Genomic DNA, 18,231 nt, shown 5'->3' with positions numbered 1-18,231 from the left:
GCGGCGAGCGCCGTGACGGCGAGGTAGGCCCCGGCGGTCACGCCGAGCGTGTCGGGTGACGCGAGGGCATTGCGGGCGAGGGACTGCAGCAGGATGCCGGCGACGCCGAGGGCCACGCCCACGCGACGCCGGCGGCGAGCCGCGGCACCCGCGATCCCCAGAGGACGTCGGCGTCGGCGAACACCGCGCCGCTCGTGCCCTGCGTGAGGTGCCAGCAGGCGACCGCCACCAGCACGACGGCGAGAGCGACGAGCACGCCGACGCCCGTCCACACCGCGGGCTTCCGACCCTCCGCCCCCACGCGGACGGCGGACGCCGGGGCGTCAGGCTCCGCGGTCGCCGTCGCGTCGTCGAGGCGGAGGGTCTCCGTCACTTCGAGAGCACCTCGAGGTAGCCGTCGATGATCTGCGCGGTCGAGCGCGGGCCGCCGAAGGTCCAGATACCTGCCGGGAACGCGGTCAGGCGGTCCTCCGCCACCGCGGGGAGCGAGGTCCACGCGGGGTTGTCCGCGAGGGCGTCGACGAAGCTCTCGGAATCCGGGTCCGCGGTGCTGGTGTAGAACAGGTTCGCGTCGCCGACCGTCGTCATGCCCTCGACATCGGTCTGCCCGAGGCCGTACACGGGGGTCGACCTCGCCGGTCCAGGCGTTCGTCAGCCCCGAGCTCCTCGCCCACCTCGCCGACGAGCGAACCCTGGCCGAACGGACGCAGCGCCACGTTGCCGCCGTCGACCCAGCCGTCGAAGAACACGAAGTCGGTGGTGGCGAGGTCGCGGTCGGCGAGCTCGGCCTTCGCGGTGTCGAGGTGCTCCTGGAACTCCTCGGTGACGACGTCGGCCCGCTCCCCGCGGCCGGTGACCTGGGCGATGAGGTCGAAGGTGTTCAGCATCTTGGCGATCGGGTCCTTCGCATCGGCGCCGATCGTCGCGAGCACGGGCACGTCGTAGGCCTCGAGCTGCGCGACGATGGGGTCGTCCGCGGCACTGACCTCGACGATCACGAGGTCGGGTCGGTGCCGAACAGCGTCTCCAGGTTCGGCTCCTGGCGGGTGCCCACGTCGACGATGCCCTCCGGCAGCTCCTCCGCGGTGACCCAGGTGCTGTACCCCTCGGCGTCGGCCACCGCGACCGGCGTCACGCACAGCGACAGGGCGTCCTCGATCTGCTGCCACTCGAGCACCGCGATCCGCTCGGCCGGCGTGTCGAGCTCGACCGTGCGGCCGAGGTCGTCGGTGACGGAGACCGCCCCGGTCGAGGTGCTCGTGGTGTCGTCCGTGCAGCCCGCGCTCGTCGAGGTCGGGCGTCCGATCCCTCGGCGGACGGCGTCTGCGTGGTGCCGCAGCCGGCGAGCGCGAGGGTGAGGGCGCCGCCCAGGGCGAGCACGGCGAGGGAGGTCTTCTTCATCGGTGGTTCCTTCAGGGGTCGGGATCAGGAGGCGGAGGGGGCGCGGAGGCGACCGTGGTGGCGACCGCGCGGACGCACCCGCACCAGCCCGGTCTCCTCGTCGAGGGCGGTGTCGATGCGCAGGCCGTACACGTGCGAGAGGTTCTCGCCGGTGAGCACTTCGGCGGGCGCCCCCGCCGCGTGGACCCGGCCGCGGTGCATCAGCACGACGTCGTCGGCGACCGAGGCGGCGTGGTCGAGGTCGTGCAGCACGACGCCGAGCGCGGTGCCGTGGTCGTCGGCGAGCTCCCGCACCAGGTCGAGGGTCTCCACCTGGTAGCGCAGGTCGAGGTGGTTGGTCGGCTCGTCGAGCAGCAGCACCCCCGGTGTCCTGGGCGAGTGCGGTCGCCAGCCAGACGCGCTGCAGCTCGCCGCCGGAGAGCTGGTCGACCGACGGGCGGCCATGGCGGAGAGGCCGGTGAGGGCGAGGGCGCGCGCCACGGGCCGCTCGGTCGGCGTCGCTCACGCCGGAGAACCGTCCGCGGTGCGGGTGGCGGCCGTAGGCGACGACGTCGGAGACCTCGATCCCGGACGGGTGCGGCCGGGACTGCGACAGCATCGCGACGGTCTTCGCGAACTCCTTGGCGGAGAGGGCGGCGGCGTCGCGCGACTCCGCGCCGCCGACGCGCACGGTCCCCGCCTCGATGCGGTGCAGCCGCGCGAGAGCGCGGAGGACGGTCGACTTGCCGCTGCCGTTCGGTCCGATCAGCGTGGGTCACCCGGCCCGGCGCGAGGCGCAGGGATACGTCGTGCACGACCCGGGTGCGGCCGTAGCCGAGGACGAGGGACTCCCCCTCCAGGCTGTGGCGATCGATGGCCTCGGTCATCTCAGCCCCGCATCGCGACGCCGCGGCGCCAGTAGCCCATGAAGGCGACCTGCGCGCGATCGACGCCGAGGTCCTTCACGAGGTGCCGACGCAGCGTCGTCACGACACCGCTCTCGCCCGCGATCCAGAAGTAGCGGCCGGCGCGGTCGTCCTCACGGGGGATCTCCTCCCCCAACCTCGAGTACTCGGGGGTCTCCCACAGGAGGTCCTCCCCCTCGATGTCGGTGAACCCGGATCTCGTCCCCGCGTCGTCATCCCCAGATACTCGAGCACCGCGGGGATGAGGCCGAAGGCCGTGGGGCTCGCCGATGTCGCGCGGGAGCCAGTGCACGTCGACCCCGGCCGGCACGTCGATCGCGAGCACGTCGGCGGGCGACGGCACCTCGATGAAGGCGACGCCGCGGAGGTCACGCGGGGCGTCCTCCAGGATCCGGGCGATGGCGGGGGCCGCGGTCTCATCGCCGACGAGGACCACCGAGGTCGCCGCCCCCGGCGCGTACTCCGCCCCGCCGTGCGCGACGACGCCGCGGCGCGGGCCGACCAGCCACAGCTCCTGACCCACCGCGGCGGTGCTCGCCCACCGCGAGGCCGGACCGGTGAGTCCGGGCTCGAGGTGCAGCACGAAGTCGATGTCGACCTCGGTGCGGCCGTCGTCGGCGACCCGCAGCTCGCGCACGGAGTAGGTGCGCATCGAGCCGCGCTCCTCCTCCGGGACGGCGAGGTACGAGCCCCACCAGTCGTACGTCGACCGGTCGATCTCCGCGAGCACGCCGGACGCGGGCGGGAAGACGAGCTTGACCCGGCTGTCGTAGACCGCGCCGGGGGTCCCCAGCTCGCTGAGCTCCTCGCCGCCGAGCGTCACCCGCACGAACGACGGGGAGACGCGGTCGACGCCGCGCACCTCGGCGCGGGTGAGAATGTAGGTCGGGCGCTCGGTCGTGGTGGATTCAGCGGACATGATGCCTTCCGATGGGGGTGACCATCGGCTTGCCGGAGACCGGGTCGATGGTGATCTGATTGGGGAGGCCGAAGACCTCCTGCACGAGCTCGGCGGTGACGACGTCCTGCGGGGCGCCGATCGCGTGCACGCGGCCGTCTTTCATGGCCACCAGCTCGTCGGCGTAGCGTGCGGCGAGGTTGAGGTCGTGCAGCACCATGACGATCGTGGTGCCGCGCGCGACGCTGAGGTCGGTGAGCAGGTCGAGCACCTCGACCTGGTGGGCGACGTCGAGGAACGTCGTCGGCTCGTCCAGCAGCAGGATGTCGGTCTCCTGCGCGAGGGCCATCGCGATCCAGACGCGCTGCCGCTGACCGCCGGAGAGCTCGTCCACGCTGCGGTCGGCGAGGTCGCTGATCCCGGTCGCGTCCAGGGCGTCGGCGACGACCTCGTAGTCGTGCGCGCTCCACCGCGACAGTGCCCGCTGATGGGGATGACGCCCGCGACCGACGAGGTCCGCGACGGCGATGCCCTCGGGGGCCACGGGCGACTGCGGCAGCAGACCGAGGATGCGCGCGACCTCCTTCGTGGGGCGGGCGTGGATGGACTTCCCGTCGAGCACGACCTCCCCGTCCCCCGGCGACAACAGGCGGGCGAGGGGCGCGCAGCAGCGTCGACTTGCCGCAGCCGTTGGCGCCGACGATCGTGGTGATCTTCCCCGGCGCGATCTGCAGGTCGAGGCCCTCGACCACGGTGCGGTCGCCGTAGGAGAGGGTGACCCCCTCGGCGGACAGGCGGTGGGCGGCGGTCACAGCGAGCCTCCGGTGCGGTTGGTGCGGATGAGCAGGTAGATGAGGTACGGCGCGCCGACGACGCCGGTGACCACGCCGACCGGGTACCGCGCGCCGAGCGCGAACTGGGCGATGAGGTCGCCGCCGAGCACGAGCACCGCGCCGACGAGGCCGCTGGGCAGCAGCAGCGTGGCACCGGGACCGGTGAGCCGCGCGGCGATGGGTCCCGCCATGAACGCGACGAACGCGATCGGCCCGGTGGCAGCGGTCGCGAAGGCGAGGAGGGCCACGGCGCCGAGGATGAAGACGAGGCGCGTGGCGGTGACCCGCACGCCGAGCCCCGCGGCGGACTCGTCCCCGAGCTGGAGCGTGCCCAGCGCCCGGCCCTGCGAGAGCAGCAGCGGCACGAGGATCGCGGCGGCGATCGCCATCGGCAGCACCCGCTCCCACGACGCGTTGTTGAGGCTGCCGGTGAGCCACTGCATCGCGGTCTGGATGTCCCAGTTCGCGGCCCGGGACAGCAGGTAGGAGATGACGCTCTGCAGCATCGCCGCGACGCCGATCCCGATGAGGATGAGGCGGGTGCCCGCGAAGCCGCCCTTGATGGCGAGGAGGTAGATCGCCAGCGCGGTGACGAGGGCACCGACGAGCGCGAGGAGCGAGACGGCGGGGCCGTTGAGCGAGAGCACGACGATGCCGAACACCGCGGCGGCACCGGCGCCGTTCGAGATGCCGATGATGTCCGGGGAGGCGAGCGGGTTGCGCAGCATGGTCTGGAAGGTGACGCCCGCCATGCCGAACGCGAGGCCGGTGAGGATCGCGAGGACGGCGCGCGGCAGGCGCAGGTCGCCGACGGTGAACGACGCACCGGGCACCGTCTCGCCGAGGATCACGCGGACGACCTCGTCGAGCGGGTAGAACGTGTTGCCGACCATGAGCGCCACCGTGAAGAGCACGACCACGACGGCCCCGAGCGCGACGGTGACCACGGCATGACGGCGGTGGCGTGCCCGGCGGCCGGCGATGACACGCGCGGTGCGGGCGGCGGCGGACTCGTCGCCGCGGACGAGGGTGTGCTCGGTCGTGCTCACAGCTCCCGCACCTTCTGTCGGCGGACGATCCAGATGAAGAACGGCGCCCCGATGATCGCCGTGATGATACCCACCTGGATCTCCTCGGACGACGGCGAGATCACGCGTCCGACGATGTCGCTCGCGGTGAGCAGCGCGGCGCCGGCGAGGGCCGAGAACGGCAGCAGCCAGCGGTGGTCTGTGCCCACGAGCATCCGGCACATGTGGGGGACGATGAGCCCGACGAACCCGATCGGCCCTGCGATCGCCGTCGCCGCGCCGGCCAGGATGACCGCACCGAGGGCCGACAGCATCCGGGTGCGCAGCACGTGCTCGCCGAGCCCCTTGGCCATGTCGTCACCGAGGGCGAGGGAGTTCATGCCGCGTGCAGACAGGAAGCAGATGAGGGCGCCGACCGCGAGGACCGGGGCGGTGATCGCGATCCGCGGCCACTCCGCCCCGCCGACGCCGCCGATCTGCCACGACTGGAACGTCTGGAGCAGGTCGACCCGCGGCAGCATGACCGCGCTGATGAGCGAGGCGAACGCGGCGGAGGTCGCCGCCCCCGCGAGGGCCAGCTTGAGCGGGGTGGCCCCGCCACGGCCGAGGGAGCCGACGGTGTAGACGAACACGGCGGCCGCCGCGGCGCCCACGATCGCGAAGGCCATCTGCCCGTAGGGATTGCTGAGTCCGAAGAACGCGATGCCGAGGACGACCGCGAACGAAGCGCCGTTCGAGACCCCCAGGATGCCGGGGTCGGCGACGGGGTTGCGGGTGACGGCCTGCATCGTCGCTCCCGCGAGGGCGAGGGCCGCCCCCACGAGGAGCGCGAGCACCGTGCGGGGGATGCGCTTGACGACCGCGGCCTGAGCGATCGTGTCCGACTGCCCGGAGAGCGCCGCGAGGATGTCGTCGAGGGTGACCGCCCGCACCCCGAACGACACCGAGAGCACGACGAGCACGAGGATCACACCGACCCCGGCGAGCAGCCAGAGGGTGCGTACCACCGCCGGACGCCGCAGGGTGGCGGCGTCCGGCGCGAGAACGGGTGCTGAGATCACGACGACTCTCCGCTGGGGGGCGGACGCGGAGCTTACTTCGCGAGCGGCGCGGCGAGGATGGCCAGGTAGTCCTCGAGACCCCACGGGATCGACAGCGCCGACGGGTTCGCCGATGCGGCGATGGGGGTGGCGTCGGGAGGATCGCGACGCGGCCCTCCGCGATGGCCGGGATCTTCGACAGCAGCGGGTCGGCCTGCAGCGTGGCGAGAGTGGAGTCGTCGCCGTAGGTCACGAGCACGTCGACGTCGTCGAACTTCTGCGCCTCCTCGGCGCTCACCTGCAGGTAGAACTGGTCGCTGTCCTCGTTCTCCTCCACGATCGCGGGGAGCGGCAGGCCGAGGTCGTGCAGGTAGCCGGGGCGCGTGTCGGCCGCGGTGTAGTAGCCGATCTGGCTCAGGTCGCTCGGGTCGAAGTAGGCGAACAGCACCTTCTTGCCCTCGAGCGCGCTGTTGGCCGCGAGGGCCGCGTCGGCGTCGGCGTGCAGGTCCTCGATCAGGGCCTCGCCCTCAGCATCGAGCCCCAGGGCCTTGGAGTTCATCTCGACCATGTCGTCGACGGACGTGCCCCACGCGACGTCGGGGTAGGCGACGACCGGGGCGATCTTGGAGAGCGTGTCGTACTCCTCCTGCGTGAGGCCGGAGTAGGCGGCGAGGATGACATCGGGCTCGGTGTCGGCCACCGCCTCGTAGTCGATGCCGTCGGTCTCGTCGAAGAGCACCGGGGTCTCGCCGCCGAGCTCGTCGAGCTTCTCCTCCACCCAGGGCAGGATGCCGTTGTCGTCGTCGTCGCCCCAGGTGGCCTTGCTCATGCCGACCGGGACGATGCCGAGGGCCAGGGGCACCTCGTGGTTCGCCCACGCGATGGTCGCCACGCGCTCGGGCTTCTCGTCGATGGTCGTCTCGCCGTAGACGTGCTCGATGGTGACCGGGAACGCGTCGTCGGAGGCCGGGTTGCTCCCGGCGGACGCGGTCGACTCCGGCGCGGAGGACGAGCAGGCGGAGAGCGTCACGGCGAGCGCGGCGGCCGCGCCGAGGGCGAGAAGTCGAGAGGTGCGCACAGGCGTTCCCTTCGGGATGGGAGATGGGGTGTCGACGCGAGAGCGTCCGGCCTTTGGTAAGCCTCGCCTAATCTAACACGGAGGTTAGGGCTGCCTCACTCCCGTTTCGAATCGCTCACCTTGTCCCATCCGGCGCCCGGATGCCGCAAAGTGGGCGATTCGAAGGTGTCGGGGCAACGAAAAAGCCGGCCGGACCCGTACGGATCCGGCCGGCTTCAGGAAGTCAGCGCACGCTCAGAGAGCGCGGATGTTCGCCGCCTGCATGCCCTTGGGGCCACGCTCAGCGTCGAATTCGACCTTCTGGTTCTCGCGGAGCTCCTTGAAACCGGAGCCGGCGATAGCCGAGTAGTGGGCGAAGAGGTCCTCGGTGCCGTCATCGGGAGCGATGAAGCCGAAGCCCTTCTCTGCGTTGAACCATTTCACAGTGCCAGTGGCCATGTGTTTTCTACTTTCTGTTGACCGGCCGCTCGCGCGGCCTGCATCATGCCGATGATCCGACATGCATGCTCGGTCACGCTACCACGGCCGACTGACCGGATGCCGCCTCTTCGGCCGTGCGATGGGCGAGTGCCGCTTCGGTGCGCGTGCTGACACCGAGTTTGCGCAGCACCGCCGAGACGTGCACGCTGACGGTCTTCACACTGATGAACAGGCGCTCCCCGATCTGGCGGTTGCTCAGGCCCTCAGAGATCAGGGCGAGTACCTGCCGCTCCCTGGCCGTCAGCTGCTCCGCGTCGGCCTCGCGGGGTCCGGTCGGACGTACCCCGGACGCATCGCCGAACCGTGTCAGTGCCTTCTGCAGCGGCACGTGGCCGAGGCGCTCAGCGATCGCCGTCGCCGTGGCCAGCACGGCAGCCGCCTCGGCGCGCTCCCCGGCGGCGACGTGCAGCCGGGCCCGCTCGAGCCGGAGCACCACCCGGAACGTCACCGGAACGTCGTCCCCGTCCGCACACACCAGCGCCTCGTCGACCACCGCCGGCTCCGGTTCGAGCAGGGCGTGCAGCACCGTCGACCACGCGTCGTCCTGGAGTTCCGGCGGCTGCGCCTCCCACGCCGTCCGCACCGCCGCGGCCGCCGCCTCGACGTCCGCGCCGCCCGCACGCAGCGCCGTCACGAGGGCCCCCGCCTCCAGGAGCAGCCGCCGCTGATGCAGCAACGCCGGACGCTCGTCCTCCAGCATCGCCAAGATCACGTCGAGCGCTCCGCGGAGGTCGCCCTGACTCTCGGTGACGGCGACCTGCATCGTGATCCGGTCGTACCAGATCTGCCGCTCCGAGACCCCCGTCTCCTCGAACGCCGGCAGCCACTCCCGCAGGGTCTCCGCGGCTTCCGCGGCCCGGCCCCGCCAGGCGAGCACCCGCACCCGGGTCATGCTCACGTACATCCGGAACACCCGCAGCGTGCCCTGCAGGAAATCGCGGGCCAGCATGTCCTCGACCTGGTCGATCTCCCCGAGCTCCAGCAGCGGCACGATCATGTTCTGCGCCATGATCGAGCCCGAGGTGCGCTCGACGCGGAGCTCACGGGCTCGCCGCAGACCCTCCTCCGCGACGGCGACCGCCTCCCGGTAGCGGCCCAGCAGCGTCAGCAGGTCGGAGTAGTTGACGCGGTAACGCATCTCGGCCGTCGATCCGGCGGCGAGGTCGCGTGCCCGTCCGTACTCGCGCACCCCCTCCGCGACCCGTCCGAGGTGCGCCAGCGACCCGCCACGGACGTTCGCGGCGATCGAGAGCTGGTCCGTCGTCGGGGCGCCCGCCGCCCGGCGCTCCGCCTCGTCGGCGAGGCGGATGGCTTCCTCCCGGTCACCCGCGATCATGCGACGACTCGCGAGCTGATTCAGCAGTTCCGCACGGAACACGTCGTCGTCGACCCGCTCGGCGAGCGCCAACGCCTCCTGAAGCAACGGGACGGCTCCGAGACGCCCGAGGTTGACGAGGTACAGCGCCTTGTTGCGCAGCAGCCGGGCGTGCAGTCGCGGGTCGACCGTCGCCGCGTCGACCTCGCTCAGCGCGACGTTGGCGACCGCGAGCGCGCGCTCCCCGTCGCCGGCGTTGCGCAGGACCGACCCGAGCACGTGGAGGAGGTCGAGACGCGCGAAGCCCGTCGCCTCCGCCGCGTCCGGCACGAGCGGCCAGAGCTCGAGGACGAGCTCCCCGAACCGCGCCGCGCTGGCGAAGGCGTACTGGGCCTTCGCCTGCCGCATGGCGTCGGCGGCGGCCGCGATCGCACGACGATCGTCCTGCGCGAGCTGCCAGTGGTAGGCCGACGCCGCCGCGTCGTCGCCCCCGCCCTCCTCCAACGCCTCGGCGTAGGCCCGGTGCAGCCGCGCCCTCTCGCCGGGGAGCAGATCGCCGTGCACGGCCTCCCGCAGCAGTGCGTGGCGGAACCGGTAGTCGTCTTCGCCCACGACGATGATGCCGCTGCGCACGGCCTCACGGACGGCGTCTTCGACACGATCCTCCGGAAGATCGACGAGGCGCAGCAGCAGCGGATCCGTGAGCGGCCGCTCGGCGCCGGACATCACCTGCACCACCCGGCGCGCGTCGTCGCCGAGGCGGTCGAAGCGGGCGAGCAGCAGGTCGCGCAGGCTCTCCGGCAGGGGGCCCTGGGCGCACCCGGCGATCTCCTCGACGAAGAAGGGGACGCCCTCCGCGCGCACCTGCAGCCGCTCCAGCGCAGTCGCGGTCGGCGCGCGTCCCGTGATCTGTGCAACCAGCTCGCCGACCGCATGGTCGTCGAGGCGCGGCACGGTCATCCGTTCGAGCAGCCGCGCCCTCGTGGCCTCGCCGATGAACCGGCTCACCGCGTCGCCTCGGCGCACATCGTCGGTGCGGCAGGTGATGAGCAGCAGGAGGCGGCCACGGTCGAGCGTGCGCAGCAGGAAGGAGAGGATCGCGAGGGTCGAGTCGTCGGCCCAGTGCAGGTCTTCGACGACGATGACCTGCGGCGCCAGCTCCGTGGCGGCCTCGATGAGGGAGGCGATCGCGTCGCGCAGGCGTTCGGGGCTGGTGCGGTCGCGAGCGGCGGGAGCGTCGACGAGCTCGGGCAGCAGCATGCCGAGAGCCTCGACGCCCACGCCGACCGCCTCGCGCACACGCTCCGCGCCCAGCCGCTCCACGAGCGAGCGGAGGATGCCGGCGAGCGGGCCGAACGGGGCGCGCGAGGTGCCGAGGTCGAGGCACCAGCCCCCGTGCACGTCGGCCGCGGTCGCGATCTCGGCGCTGAACTCCCGCACCAGCCGGGACTTGCCGATCCCCGCCTCGCCCTCCACGAGCAGCGCGGCGGGCACACCCTGGCGCACGCCGTCGAACAGGCGGCGCATCCCGGCGAGCTCGGCATCACGCCCGACCATCGCGGCGGTGGGGGCTGGGGCCATGGACCCATCGTGCCACTGCCCGCGGACATCCGGAGGGCCGGGGAAGGACAGGACGACGCCGTCCGTCATCGGGCGACGGCCGGATCGCACGCCGCTGTGCGCGGAGCCTGCGGCGCCGACGCTCGCCCGCGTCCGAGGCGCAGCAGCCGGCGCAGCGGACCCGCAGGACGCGGCACGATCTGGTCCGCGTGCTCGATGAGCATCCGGCGCCGGGCGACCGCGCGCTCGATCTGCTCCTGCTCGAAGACGGTGACCTGATGGATGAGGGAGGGGTGCTCGAACATGATGTCTCCTCGACGGTTCGGTGTATCCCTACACTCCGCTCTGAGGTGCCCCCTCGACATCGGACGGATGCCCTATCTTCCGCGCCCTCTTCCCGCCCACCTCCCTACGCCGACGCAGGCCCCCGCGCCGCATCAGGCTCCTGGTCCACCCACCCGCCTGAGCCCGCGCGAACGCCCGCCCTCCCAGAGCGAGGGCCGCGCGGACGGACGGGTCCCCTCCGGCACGACGATCGCGAGCACCCGCACGAGCGTCGTCATCCACAGCAGTCCGAGCCCGACGACGGCCGCCTCCACCGCGGTCACCGGGAAGAAGCCGAGCGGCCACCACAGCAGCACGGCCCCGACCACGAGCACCCCGACGGCGACGGAGGTCACCACGAGGGCCAGGGGCCGACCGGGGACGATCAAAGTCGTCGCCGCGGCAGCCCCGAGGAAGAGGAGCAGTGCCGCGACGGCTGCGATGTCGTGCGGCACGGGGGCTCGATACAGCGGCAGGACCCCGACCGCGGCGAGAGCGAGTCCGGCCGCCGCCCACAGCACGACCACGGTCGCGATCCGGGACAGCGCGTGGTCCCCGAGCAGCCGATGCAGATCGCGACCGATGTACGAGCCGACGGTGGCGACCAGCAGCCCGGCGACGACGAGGGTGCCGTTGAACGCCCACCCCACCCCGAGCTGCGAGAAGTTCTCCTCCCACCACCGGGGGTCGACGGCGGTCACCATCGCGAACAGCGTGCCGATCACGAGGAACCCGAACAGGAGCCCGGCGAGGTCCGCGGTCCGGAGCCCGATTCCCGCACCGAAGGCGAGTCGTCCGCCGACCGCGGCCGCGACCCCCGTGAGCAGCCCGCCGCCGATGGCTCCGAGCGCGAGGCCGCGCAGGCCCGCCGCGAGCACCTCGGCCGTGAGCAGCACGCCCATCGCCGTCACCGCCCCGAACGCGACGGTGAGGGCGGCGGCCGAGAGGCGCGACACGACCCGTTGCCAGCGCGGCATCGCGGCTGGCTCATCGCGACGGTGCAGGAGAGTGCTGACGACGAAGGCCAGGGCCGCGACACTGCCGGCGACCCCCGCAGCGGGCAGCGCCAGTCCTCCCTCACCCGTCAGCGGCCGCGGCGGGCCGGCGAGGAGCAGCGCCCCGGCGAGAGCTCCCCCGACGAAGCAGACCACGGTCGCGAGCACGGCACGCCCCTCGCCGCGCAGACGCTCCCTCGTGTCCATGCGCCCATGCAAGCACGCCCCTCCGACGCCCGCAGCCCTCACACGCGACGAGGCCCGGGCCGCGCGCAGCGGTCCGGGCCTCGAAGAGGATGCGTCAGGCGTCCACGTCACCGCGCCAGGCGCCGGTCTCGACGCCACGGCCCTCGATGAACTCCTTGAAGTTCTTCAGGTCCTTCTTCACCGCGTGGGATCCGGCGCCGACCAGGGCACCGACCTTCTCCAGGAGTCCCTCCGGCGCCCAGTCGAGCTGGACGGTCACACGCGTGGTGTTCTCGTCGATCTTGTGGAACGTCACGACGCCCGCGTGCTCGGTCTCGCCGCCGACGCTGTTCCACGCGACGCGCTCATCCGGGTGCTGCTCGGTGATCTCGGCGTCGAACTCACGCTCCGCGCCCCCCACGTTCACCTTCCAGTGCGTGTGGGTCGCGTCGATCTGCGTGATGGAGACGACCTCGTCGAGGAACTTCGGGAAGCTCTCGAACTGCGTCCACTGGTTGTACGCCGTGCGGACGGGAACGTCGACGTCGATGGTCTCGATGATCTGCACCATGGGGATGCTCCTCACTTGTTCGTCGTTCGTGTGCTTCCATTCAGCCCGCTGCGGGCGAGATCGGCGATGGGTTGACATCGGCGCGACTACCGTGGAGGTCATGCGCATCCCCGCCGCGATCCGCGCCTCCCAGCGCTCCCCCCTGCTGCAGGTGGTGAAGTCGGCCGCGGCGACCATCGCCGCGTGGCTGATCGCGGGCTTGGTCTTCCCCGGGCAGCTGCCGGTGTTCGCCGCGATCGCCGCGCTGCTGGTCGTGCAGCCCAGCGTCAACCAGTCGCTGTCGAAGGCGCTGGAGCGCAGCATCGGCGTGATCGTCGGCGTGGTGATCGCTGTCGCCTCGGCCTGCTCCTCGGCTCGCCGAGCTGGATCGTGCTGCTCGCGATCGTCGTCGCGATGCTCGTGGCATGGATCTTCCGGGCGTCCCCCGGCACCGGCAACCAGGTCGCGATCTCGGCGATGCTCGTGCTGGCGCTCGGGTCGTCGAGTCCGGAGTACGCGATCGCCCGGATCGGGGAGACCCTCATCGGGGTGGTGATCGGCATCGTCGTGAATGCGCTGATCGTGCCACCGGTGCTCGTCGAGCCGGCGCGGCGGGACTTGGGGCTGCTCGGACGGGAGCTCGCCGCGAGCCTCGACCGTCTCGCGGACGCCCTGCCCGCCCCGCAGACTCCGGCGCGGCTGCAGGAGCTCATGCTCGAGGTGCGGCTGCTGCGACCCATGAAGGACGCCGCCGAAGCCGCGATCGCCGCCGGGGAGGAGTCGCTCACGCTGAACCCCCGGCGCTCGACCCACCGCGCCGACCTGCAGGAGCTGAGGGCGCTGCTCGACCGGCTCTCGCCCATCGTCACGCAGACCATCGGCATGACGCGGGCCTACTTCGACCACTACGACGACCGGCTCGGCGAGGAGCCCGCGGTGGCCGCGATCGCCGAGCAGCTCCGCCGGGCCGGGCACGACGTGCGTCTCGCGGTGCAGACCACGGCTCCCGCCGCAGAGCCCGAACCGCTGACCTCCGCCATCCCCGCGCTGACCGCTCCGCTCGTGATCCGTCCGCCGTCCTCGCAGCACTGGATCCTCATCGGCTCCCTCATGGAAGACCTCCGTCGCATCCGCGGCGAGCTCCTCGACGAAGACTGAGTACCGACCCACCCCCCTTCGCACCTCCCGGCCCCTCTGTGCGTCCGCAACGGGCCGGGGCGCACCGAAAGGGGTGGGTCGGCGGGGTTACCCTGGCGGGATGACAGTCGAGGAGGCGCTGGCGGAGCTCGCGGCGCTGGAGGACCCGAAGCAGCGCGCGGCGAACGAGAAGCGCGGCGACGACCACGGCATCAACCTGAGCCGCATGCGCGCCCTCGCGAAGCGCATCAAGACGGACCAGGCCCTGGCGCGGGAGCTGTGGGCGACCGGCGAGACGTCCGCCCGGCTTCTGGCCCTGCTCGTGTGCCGTCCGCCGACTTCACCGCCGACGAGCTCGACACGATGCTGCGCGAGACGAGGCCCCCCAAGGTGAACGACTGGTTCGTGAACTACGTGCTCAAGAAGTCGCCCCTCGCCGAGGAGCTGCGCCGGCGCTGGTTCGACGACGCGGATCCACCGTCGCGTCCGCCGCGTGGTCGCTGACGACGGTCCGGGTGACGAAGGACGCCGACGGTCTCGACCTGCCGCACCTGCTCGACCTGATCGACCGCGACCTGCAGCAGGCCCCGCCGCGCCTGCAGTGGGCCATGAACGAGACCCTCGCGAACATCGGCATCTTCCATCCGGACCTGCGGGGACGGGCGGTGGAGATCGGAGAACGGCTCCAGGTGTTGGCCGACTACCCCACCGCCCCCGGCTGCACCTCGCCCTTCGCGCCCCTCTGGATCGGGGAGATCGTCCGGCGTCGCGAGGGCTGAGTACGCTGAGCGGATGAGCACGCACATCGCCGCGGAACCCGGTCAGATCGCCCCCGTCGTCCTGTTCCCCGGCGATCCGCTGCGGGCGAAGTGGATCGCCGAGACCTTCCTCGACGACGCCGAGCTGTACTCGGAGACGCGCGGCATGCTGGGCTTCACCGGCACCTGGGAGGGGCATCGGGTCTCCGTCCAGGGCTCGGGGATGGGGCAGCCGTCGATGGCGATCTACGCGACGGAACTGTTCACGGAGTACGACGTGCAGACGATCGTCCGGGTCGGATCCTGCGGCGCGCTGACCGAGAAGCTCGCGGTCCGCGACATCATCATCGCCAACGGCGCGAGCACCGACTCCGGGATCAACCGCGTGCGCTTCCACGGCCTCGACTACGCCCCGCTCGCCGACTTCGCCCTGCTGCGCGCGGCGGTGGAGGCGAGCGAGTCGGAGCCGGTGTCGTCCACGGTGCACGTGGGCCGCTGTTCTCGAGCGACCAGTTCTACAGCACCCGGCCGGAGCTCACGGAGCCCTTCGTGCGGCACGGCATCCTCGGCGTCGAGATGGAGGCGGCAGGGCTCTACACGCTCGCCGCGTTCCACGGGCGCCGCGCCCTCGCGATCTGCACGGTCAGCGACCACATCGTCACCGGCGAGGAGACCACGGCCCAGGAGCGCGAGCAGACGTTCGGCGACATGGTCCGCATCGCCCTCCGCGCAGCGACCTCGGTCTGAGACTGGCCCCCTCGTCGAGTAACGTTATACACTTCACAGGTCGCGCGGCGCCGGGGACGACCGCACAGGGCGGTCGCTGCTGCGCGCGATGAAGACGACTGGGGAGAACCATGGCCACGCAAGATCAGCTCAACACGCTTCTGGCGGACATCGAGCGCGACATCAACGGATTCATCGGGGCGTCGATCGTCGACCTGGAATCAGGGCTGCCGCTCGCCTCGAGCTCCGTCCGTCCGGACTTCGACCTCGAGGTCGCGAGCGCGTTCAACAGCGAGATCGTGAAGAACAAGAAGCGCACGATCGATGCCCTCGCATCGATGGCGAGCTCGAGGACATGCTGCTGACGCTGAACACGCAGCTGCACCTGCTCAAGATGCTCGACGACGATCTGTTCATCTACCTGGCCGCCGATCGCCAGGCCACGAACCTCGCCCTGCTGCGCTCCTCGGTGAACCGCCGGGTCGCCGCCCTCGGCGCGTGATCCATGAGGCCGTGGGGAGCGGCCTCGGGAGAGGGCGACAGCGAAAGACCGGTCCCGGGGAGCGGACGATGAGGCGCCCCCGACGCCGACGGACCGACCTGCCTCAGCGGTACCGGGTGATCTTCGCCGGTCCGGTGGGCGCGGGCAAGACGACCGCGGTCCGCGCTCTGAGCGACGTCGCGCCGGTGGACACCGACGTGCCGATGTCGTTCGCGAGCGGTGACGGCAAGACCACCACGACGGTCGGGCTCGACTACGGGACCTGGCGGCCGACGCCCGAGGTCTCCATCGCGCTCATCGGCATCCCGGGGCAGCAGCGCTTTGCGTCGGCACGGCAGCGCGTCTCGATCCCGGGCACCCGGGTGCTGCTCTGGCTGCGCGGCGACCGCGACACCCTCGTCGCCGACGCCGACGAGTGGCTGGACGTTCTCGCGGGCGAGGAGCATCGCGTCGTGATCGCCGTCAGCCACACCGCCGGACGAGCGATCGGCGATATCCGGCGCGCGCTCGCCGCCCCCCCTCGCGCGACACGGCATCCCCGCCTCGCGCGTCCTCGCGGCCGACGCGCGCGACCGCGACAGCGTGATGCGTGTCGCCGGCGCCGCTCTCGATCTTCCGGAGGAGAAGCCATGACCGGACCCGCCCGGCGGCACGACGCCGCCGCGACGCCCGATCCGTCCCGCATGCACCCCGACGTCGCCGGCAACTGGGCCCTGTGGTCGCGCATCGTCGGCCCGTCGGCGCAGACCCGTCTGCAGCAGTTGGAGGAGCGCTTCCCGGAGCTGACGACCGCGGTCCTCGGCACGGCCGACGGCCTCCACATCGCCTCGCTCGGCGTCGACCAGGACGGCGGCGAGCAGCTCGCGGCGATGAACGGCTCCCTGTTCGGGGTCGCGCGAGCCGAAGCCGAGATCATCGCCGGCGGGACGGAGCCGACCCTGTCGGCCATCGTGTCGCTGTCCATCGGAGAGAACCAGATGGCCCTGCTGAGCTTCCTCCTCGCGCCGTATGGCCAGCTCCTGCTCTCGGTGTCGGCCTCGTCGTCGCAGCTCGGGACCGTGATCGTGCACGCGCGCTCCACGGCGTACGAGCTGCTCACCGCGCTCGGGGTCACGGATCGGCGACATGACGCAGATGGGATGATCGAAGCACCATGAATCCCACGCCGCGGCTCGAACCCTCTCTCGTTCCCGACGCGGCGGACCCCGACGCGGTCTACCTGACGTTCGTGGAATGGGCGGAGTCGACCGGTATCCGCCTCTACCCCGCGCAGGACGAGGCGCTCATCGAGATCGTCTCCGGCGCGAACGTCATCCTGTCCACGCCGACGGGCACCGGAAAGTCGCTCGTCGCGGTCGGAGCCCACTTCGCGGCGATGGTCGGCGGCCGCCGCAGCTACTACACGCGCCGATCAAGGCCCTCGTCAGCGAGAAGTTCTTCGCGCTGGCAGAGGTGTTCGGCGCCGAGAACGTGGGCATGGTGACGGGAGACTCCGCCGTGAACGCGGACGCCCCCATCATCTGCTGCACCGCCGAGATCCTCGCGAACCTGGCGCTGCGGCAGGGTGATGCCGCCGACGTCGGCCTCGTCGTCATGGACGAGTTCCACTTCTACGGCGACCCGGACCGCGGGTGGGCCTGGCAGGTGCCGCTCCTCGAGCTCCCCCAGGCCCAGTTCGTGCTGATGTCCGCCACCCTCGGCGACGTCACCACCCTCGCCGCCGACCTGACGCGTCGCACAGGACGGGAGACCGCCTCGGTCACCGGAGTGGAGCGCCCGGTCCCGCTGCACTTCTTCTACGAGACGACGCCCATCCACGAGACCATCGACGACCTGCTGAACACGGGACAGGCCCCGGTCTACATCGTGCACTTCTCGCAGGCGGCCGCCATGGAGCGGGCCCAGGCCCTGTCGAGCACGAAGGTCGCGACGCGTGAGCAGCGGGACGAGATCGCCGCCCTCATCGGCGGCTTCCGCTTCACGACGGCGTTCGGCAAGACGCTCTCCCGCTTCCCTCCGGGCCGGCATCGGCGTGCACCACGCCGGCATGCTGCCGAAGTACCGCCGGCTCGTCGAACAGCTGGCCCAGCGCGGTCTCCTGCGCGTGATCTGCGGCACCGACACGCTCGGCGTGGGCATCAACGTCCCCATCCGGACCGTGCTGCTCACCGCGCTGACGAAGTTCGACGGCACCCGGATGCGCCAGCTCAACGCCCGGGAGTTCCATCAGATCGCGGGGCGGGCCGGACGCGCCGGCTACGACACCGCTGGTACCGTCGTCGCCCAGGCGCCCGAGCACGAGACGGAGAACCTCGCCGCGATCCGCAAGGCCGGCGACGACCCGAAGAAGAAGCGGAAGATCATCCGCAAGAAGGCCCCGGACGGGTTCGTGTCGTGGGGAGAGCCGTCGTTCCGGAAGCTCATCGATGCGACGCCGGAGACCCTGACCTCGCACATGCAGATCACCAGCGCGATGCTGCTCAACGTCATCGCCCGGGGCGATGATGTGTTCGGG

Annotated in this window: 16 protein-coding genes and 7 pseudogenes; 7 read left to right on the top strand and 16 right to left on the bottom strand. The window is 71.7% G+C overall.

The annotated features are described in order from the left end of the window. From AB1285_RS18160 to AB1285_RS18085, 16 genes and pseudogenes are all read right to left on the bottom strand, one after another. Nucleotides 1-116 (bottom strand): iron chelate uptake ABC transporter family permease subunit (locus AB1285_RS18160; protein ID WP_429977595.1); only part of this gene is annotated, 116 nt, incomplete at its 3' end. Between the two features lie 253 nt (nt 117-369). Beyond that, a complete protein-coding gene (locus tag AB1285_RS18155) occupies nt 370-588 on the bottom strand; it encodes a hypothetical protein (RefSeq protein WP_429977594.1) in 219 nt (72 codons plus the stop codon). Beyond that, nucleotides 585-998 (bottom strand): hypothetical protein, encoded by a 414-nt coding sequence (locus AB1285_RS18150; RefSeq protein ID WP_429977593.1) that lies wholly within the window; start codon nt 996-998, stop codon nt 585-587. Before AB1285_RS18150 ends, AB1285_RS18155 begins: the two co-directional genes overlap by 4 nt. Beyond that, nucleotides 995-1,177 (bottom strand): hypothetical protein, encoded by a 183-nt coding sequence (locus AB1285_RS18145; RefSeq protein ID WP_429977592.1) that lies wholly within the window; start codon nt 1,175-1,177, stop codon nt 995-997. The genes AB1285_RS18150 and AB1285_RS18145 overlap by 4 nt, the downstream gene beginning before the upstream one ends. A 248-nt stretch (nt 1,178-1,425) precedes the next feature. Further along, nucleotides 1,426-1,881 carry a hypothetical protein gene (locus tag AB1285_RS18140; RefSeq protein ID WP_429977591.1) on the bottom strand — a complete coding sequence of 152 codons (456 nt, stop codon included), beginning with the start codon at nt 1,879-1,881 and terminating at the stop codon, nt 1,426-1,428. Then, nucleotides 1,829-2,146, bottom strand: a pseudogene (locus tag AB1285_RS18135) (ATP-binding cassette domain-containing protein); the annotation flags it as partial. The pseudogene AB1285_RS18135 and the gene AB1285_RS18140, both read right to left, overlap by 53 nt. A gap of 122 nt (nt 2,147-2,268) precedes the next feature. After that, nucleotides 2,269-3,225 carry a siderophore-interacting protein gene (locus AB1285_RS18130; RefSeq protein ID WP_429977590.1) on the bottom strand — a complete coding sequence of 319 codons (957 nt, stop codon included), beginning with the start codon at nt 3,223-3,225 and terminating at the stop codon, nt 2,269-2,271. Next, nucleotides 3,215-4,016, bottom strand: a pseudogene (locus tag AB1285_RS18125) (ABC transporter ATP-binding protein). The gene AB1285_RS18130 and the pseudogene AB1285_RS18125 overlap by 11 nt, the downstream one beginning before the upstream one ends. Further along, nucleotides 4,013-5,086: a FecCD family ABC transporter permease gene (locus AB1285_RS18120; RefSeq protein WP_370428063.1), complete on the bottom strand. Its 1,074-nt coding sequence runs from the start codon at nt 5,084-5,086 to the stop codon at nt 4,013-4,015. The pseudogene AB1285_RS18125 and the gene AB1285_RS18120 overlap by 4 nt, the downstream one beginning before the upstream one ends. After that, nucleotides 5,083-6,126, bottom strand: a complete 1,044-nt coding sequence (locus AB1285_RS18115; protein ID WP_370428064.1) for a FecCD family ABC transporter permease — start codon at nt 6,124-6,126, stop codon at nt 5,083-5,085. The genes AB1285_RS18120 and AB1285_RS18115 overlap by 4 nt, the downstream gene beginning before the upstream one ends. Before the next feature lie 32 nt (nt 6,127-6,158). Then, nucleotides 6,159-7,183: pseudogene (locus tag AB1285_RS18110) on the bottom strand (iron-siderophore ABC transporter substrate-binding protein). A gap of 234 nt (nt 7,184-7,417) precedes the next feature. After that, on the bottom strand, nt 7,418-7,621 hold the full coding sequence (locus AB1285_RS18105; RefSeq protein ID WP_025104028.1) for a cold-shock protein: 204 nt from the start codon (nt 7,619-7,621) through the stop codon (nt 7,418-7,420). A 73-nt stretch (nt 7,622-7,694) separates the two neighbouring features. Continuing rightward, entirely contained in the window at nt 7,695-10,559 is a 2,865-nt protein-coding gene (locus AB1285_RS18100) for a helix-turn-helix transcriptional regulator (RefSeq protein ID WP_370428066.1), read from the bottom strand. Between the two features lie 65 nt (nt 10,560-10,624). Further along, the gene (locus tag AB1285_RS18095; protein ID WP_187663032.1) at nt 10,625-10,843 is read right to left on the bottom strand and encodes a hypothetical protein; all 219 of its coding nucleotides are present in this window, start codon (nt 10,841-10,843) and stop codon (nt 10,625-10,627) included. A 132-nt stretch (nt 10,844-10,975) separates the two neighbouring features. Beyond that, nucleotides 10,976-12,064, bottom strand: coding sequence for a hypothetical protein (locus AB1285_RS18090; protein ID WP_370428067.1), 1,089 nt, complete (start codon nt 12,062-12,064; stop codon nt 10,976-10,978). A gap of 94 nt (nt 12,065-12,158) precedes the next feature. After that, nucleotides 12,159-12,614, bottom strand: coding sequence for an SRPBCC family protein (locus AB1285_RS18085; protein ID WP_187663031.1), 456 nt, complete (start codon nt 12,612-12,614; stop codon nt 12,159-12,161). Between the two features lie 100 nt (nt 12,615-12,714). Between AB1285_RS18085 and AB1285_RS18080 the strand changes: the two are divergent. From AB1285_RS18080 to AB1285_RS18050, 7 genes and pseudogenes are all read left to right on the top strand, one after another. After that, nucleotides 12,715-13,751: pseudogene (locus AB1285_RS18080) on the top strand (FUSC family protein). A gap of 100 nt (nt 13,752-13,851) precedes the next feature. Then, nucleotides 13,852-14,509, top strand: a pseudogene (locus tag AB1285_RS18075) (DNA alkylation repair protein). 13 nt (nt 14,510-14,522) lie between these two features. After that, nucleotides 14,523-15,235, top strand: a pseudogene (gene deoD / locus AB1285_RS18070) (purine-nucleoside phosphorylase). Between the two features lie 110 nt (nt 15,236-15,345). Continuing rightward, a complete protein-coding gene (locus tag AB1285_RS18065; protein WP_429977589.1) occupies nt 15,346-15,579 on the top strand; it encodes a hypothetical protein in 234 nt (77 codons plus the stop codon). Next, nucleotides 15,570-15,716: a hypothetical protein gene (locus AB1285_RS18060; protein ID WP_429977588.1), complete on the top strand. Its 147-nt coding sequence runs from the start codon at nt 15,570-15,572 to the stop codon at nt 15,714-15,716. Before AB1285_RS18065 ends, AB1285_RS18060 begins: the two co-directional genes overlap by 10 nt. A gap of 68 nt (nt 15,717-15,784) precedes the next feature. Further along, nucleotides 15,785-16,873: a hypothetical protein gene (locus AB1285_RS18055; RefSeq protein WP_429977587.1), complete on the top strand. Its 1,089-nt coding sequence runs from the start codon at nt 15,785-15,787 to the stop codon at nt 16,871-16,873. Beyond that, nucleotides 16,870-18,231 (top strand): annotated as a pseudogene (locus AB1285_RS18050) (DEAD/DEAH box helicase); the annotation flags it as partial. The gene AB1285_RS18055 and the pseudogene AB1285_RS18050, both read left to right, overlap by 4 nt.

It is taken from the genome of Microbacterium sp. NRRL B-14842, assembly GCF_050470785.1.
Note: the sequence above shows the minus strand (reverse complement) of the source record. Positions and strands in the feature narration are given on the sequence as shown.

Coding starts and splice junctions, on each gene's coding strand:
- AB1285_RS18085 (WP_187663031.1), bottom strand. CDS start 12,614: ATGGTGCAGATCATCGAGACCATCGACGTCGACGTTCCCGTCCGCACG.
- AB1285_RS18065 (WP_429977589.1), top strand. CDS start 15,346: ATGGCCACGCAAGATCAGCTCAACACGCTTCTGGCGGACATCGAGCGC.
- AB1285_RS18155 (WP_429977594.1), bottom strand. CDS start 588: ATGACGACGGTCGGCGACGCGAACCTGTTCTACACCAGCACCGCGGAC.
- AB1285_RS18055 (WP_429977587.1), top strand. CDS start 15,785: ATGAGGCGCCCCCGACGCCGACGGACCGACCTGCCTCAGCGGTACCGG.
- AB1285_RS18095 (WP_187663032.1), bottom strand. CDS start 10,843: ATGTTCGAGCACCCCTCCCTCATCCATCAGGTCACCGTCTTCGAGCAG.
- AB1285_RS18105 (WP_025104028.1), bottom strand. CDS start 7,621: ATGGCCACTGGCACTGTGAAATGGTTCAACGCAGAGAAGGGCTTCGGC.
- AB1285_RS18090 (WP_370428067.1), bottom strand. CDS start 12,064: ATGGACACGAGGGAGCGTCTGCGCGGCGAGGGGCGTGCCGTGCTCGCG.
- AB1285_RS18130 (WP_429977590.1), bottom strand. CDS start 3,225: ATGTCCGCTGAATCCACCACGACCGAGCGCCCGACCTACATTCTCACC.
- AB1285_RS18060 (WP_429977588.1), top strand. CDS start 15,570: ATGCTGCTGACGCTGAACACGCAGCTGCACCTGCTCAAGATGCTCGAC.
- AB1285_RS18100 (WP_370428066.1), bottom strand. CDS start 10,559: ATGGCCCCAGCCCCCACCGCCGCGATGGTCGGGCGTGATGCCGAGCTC.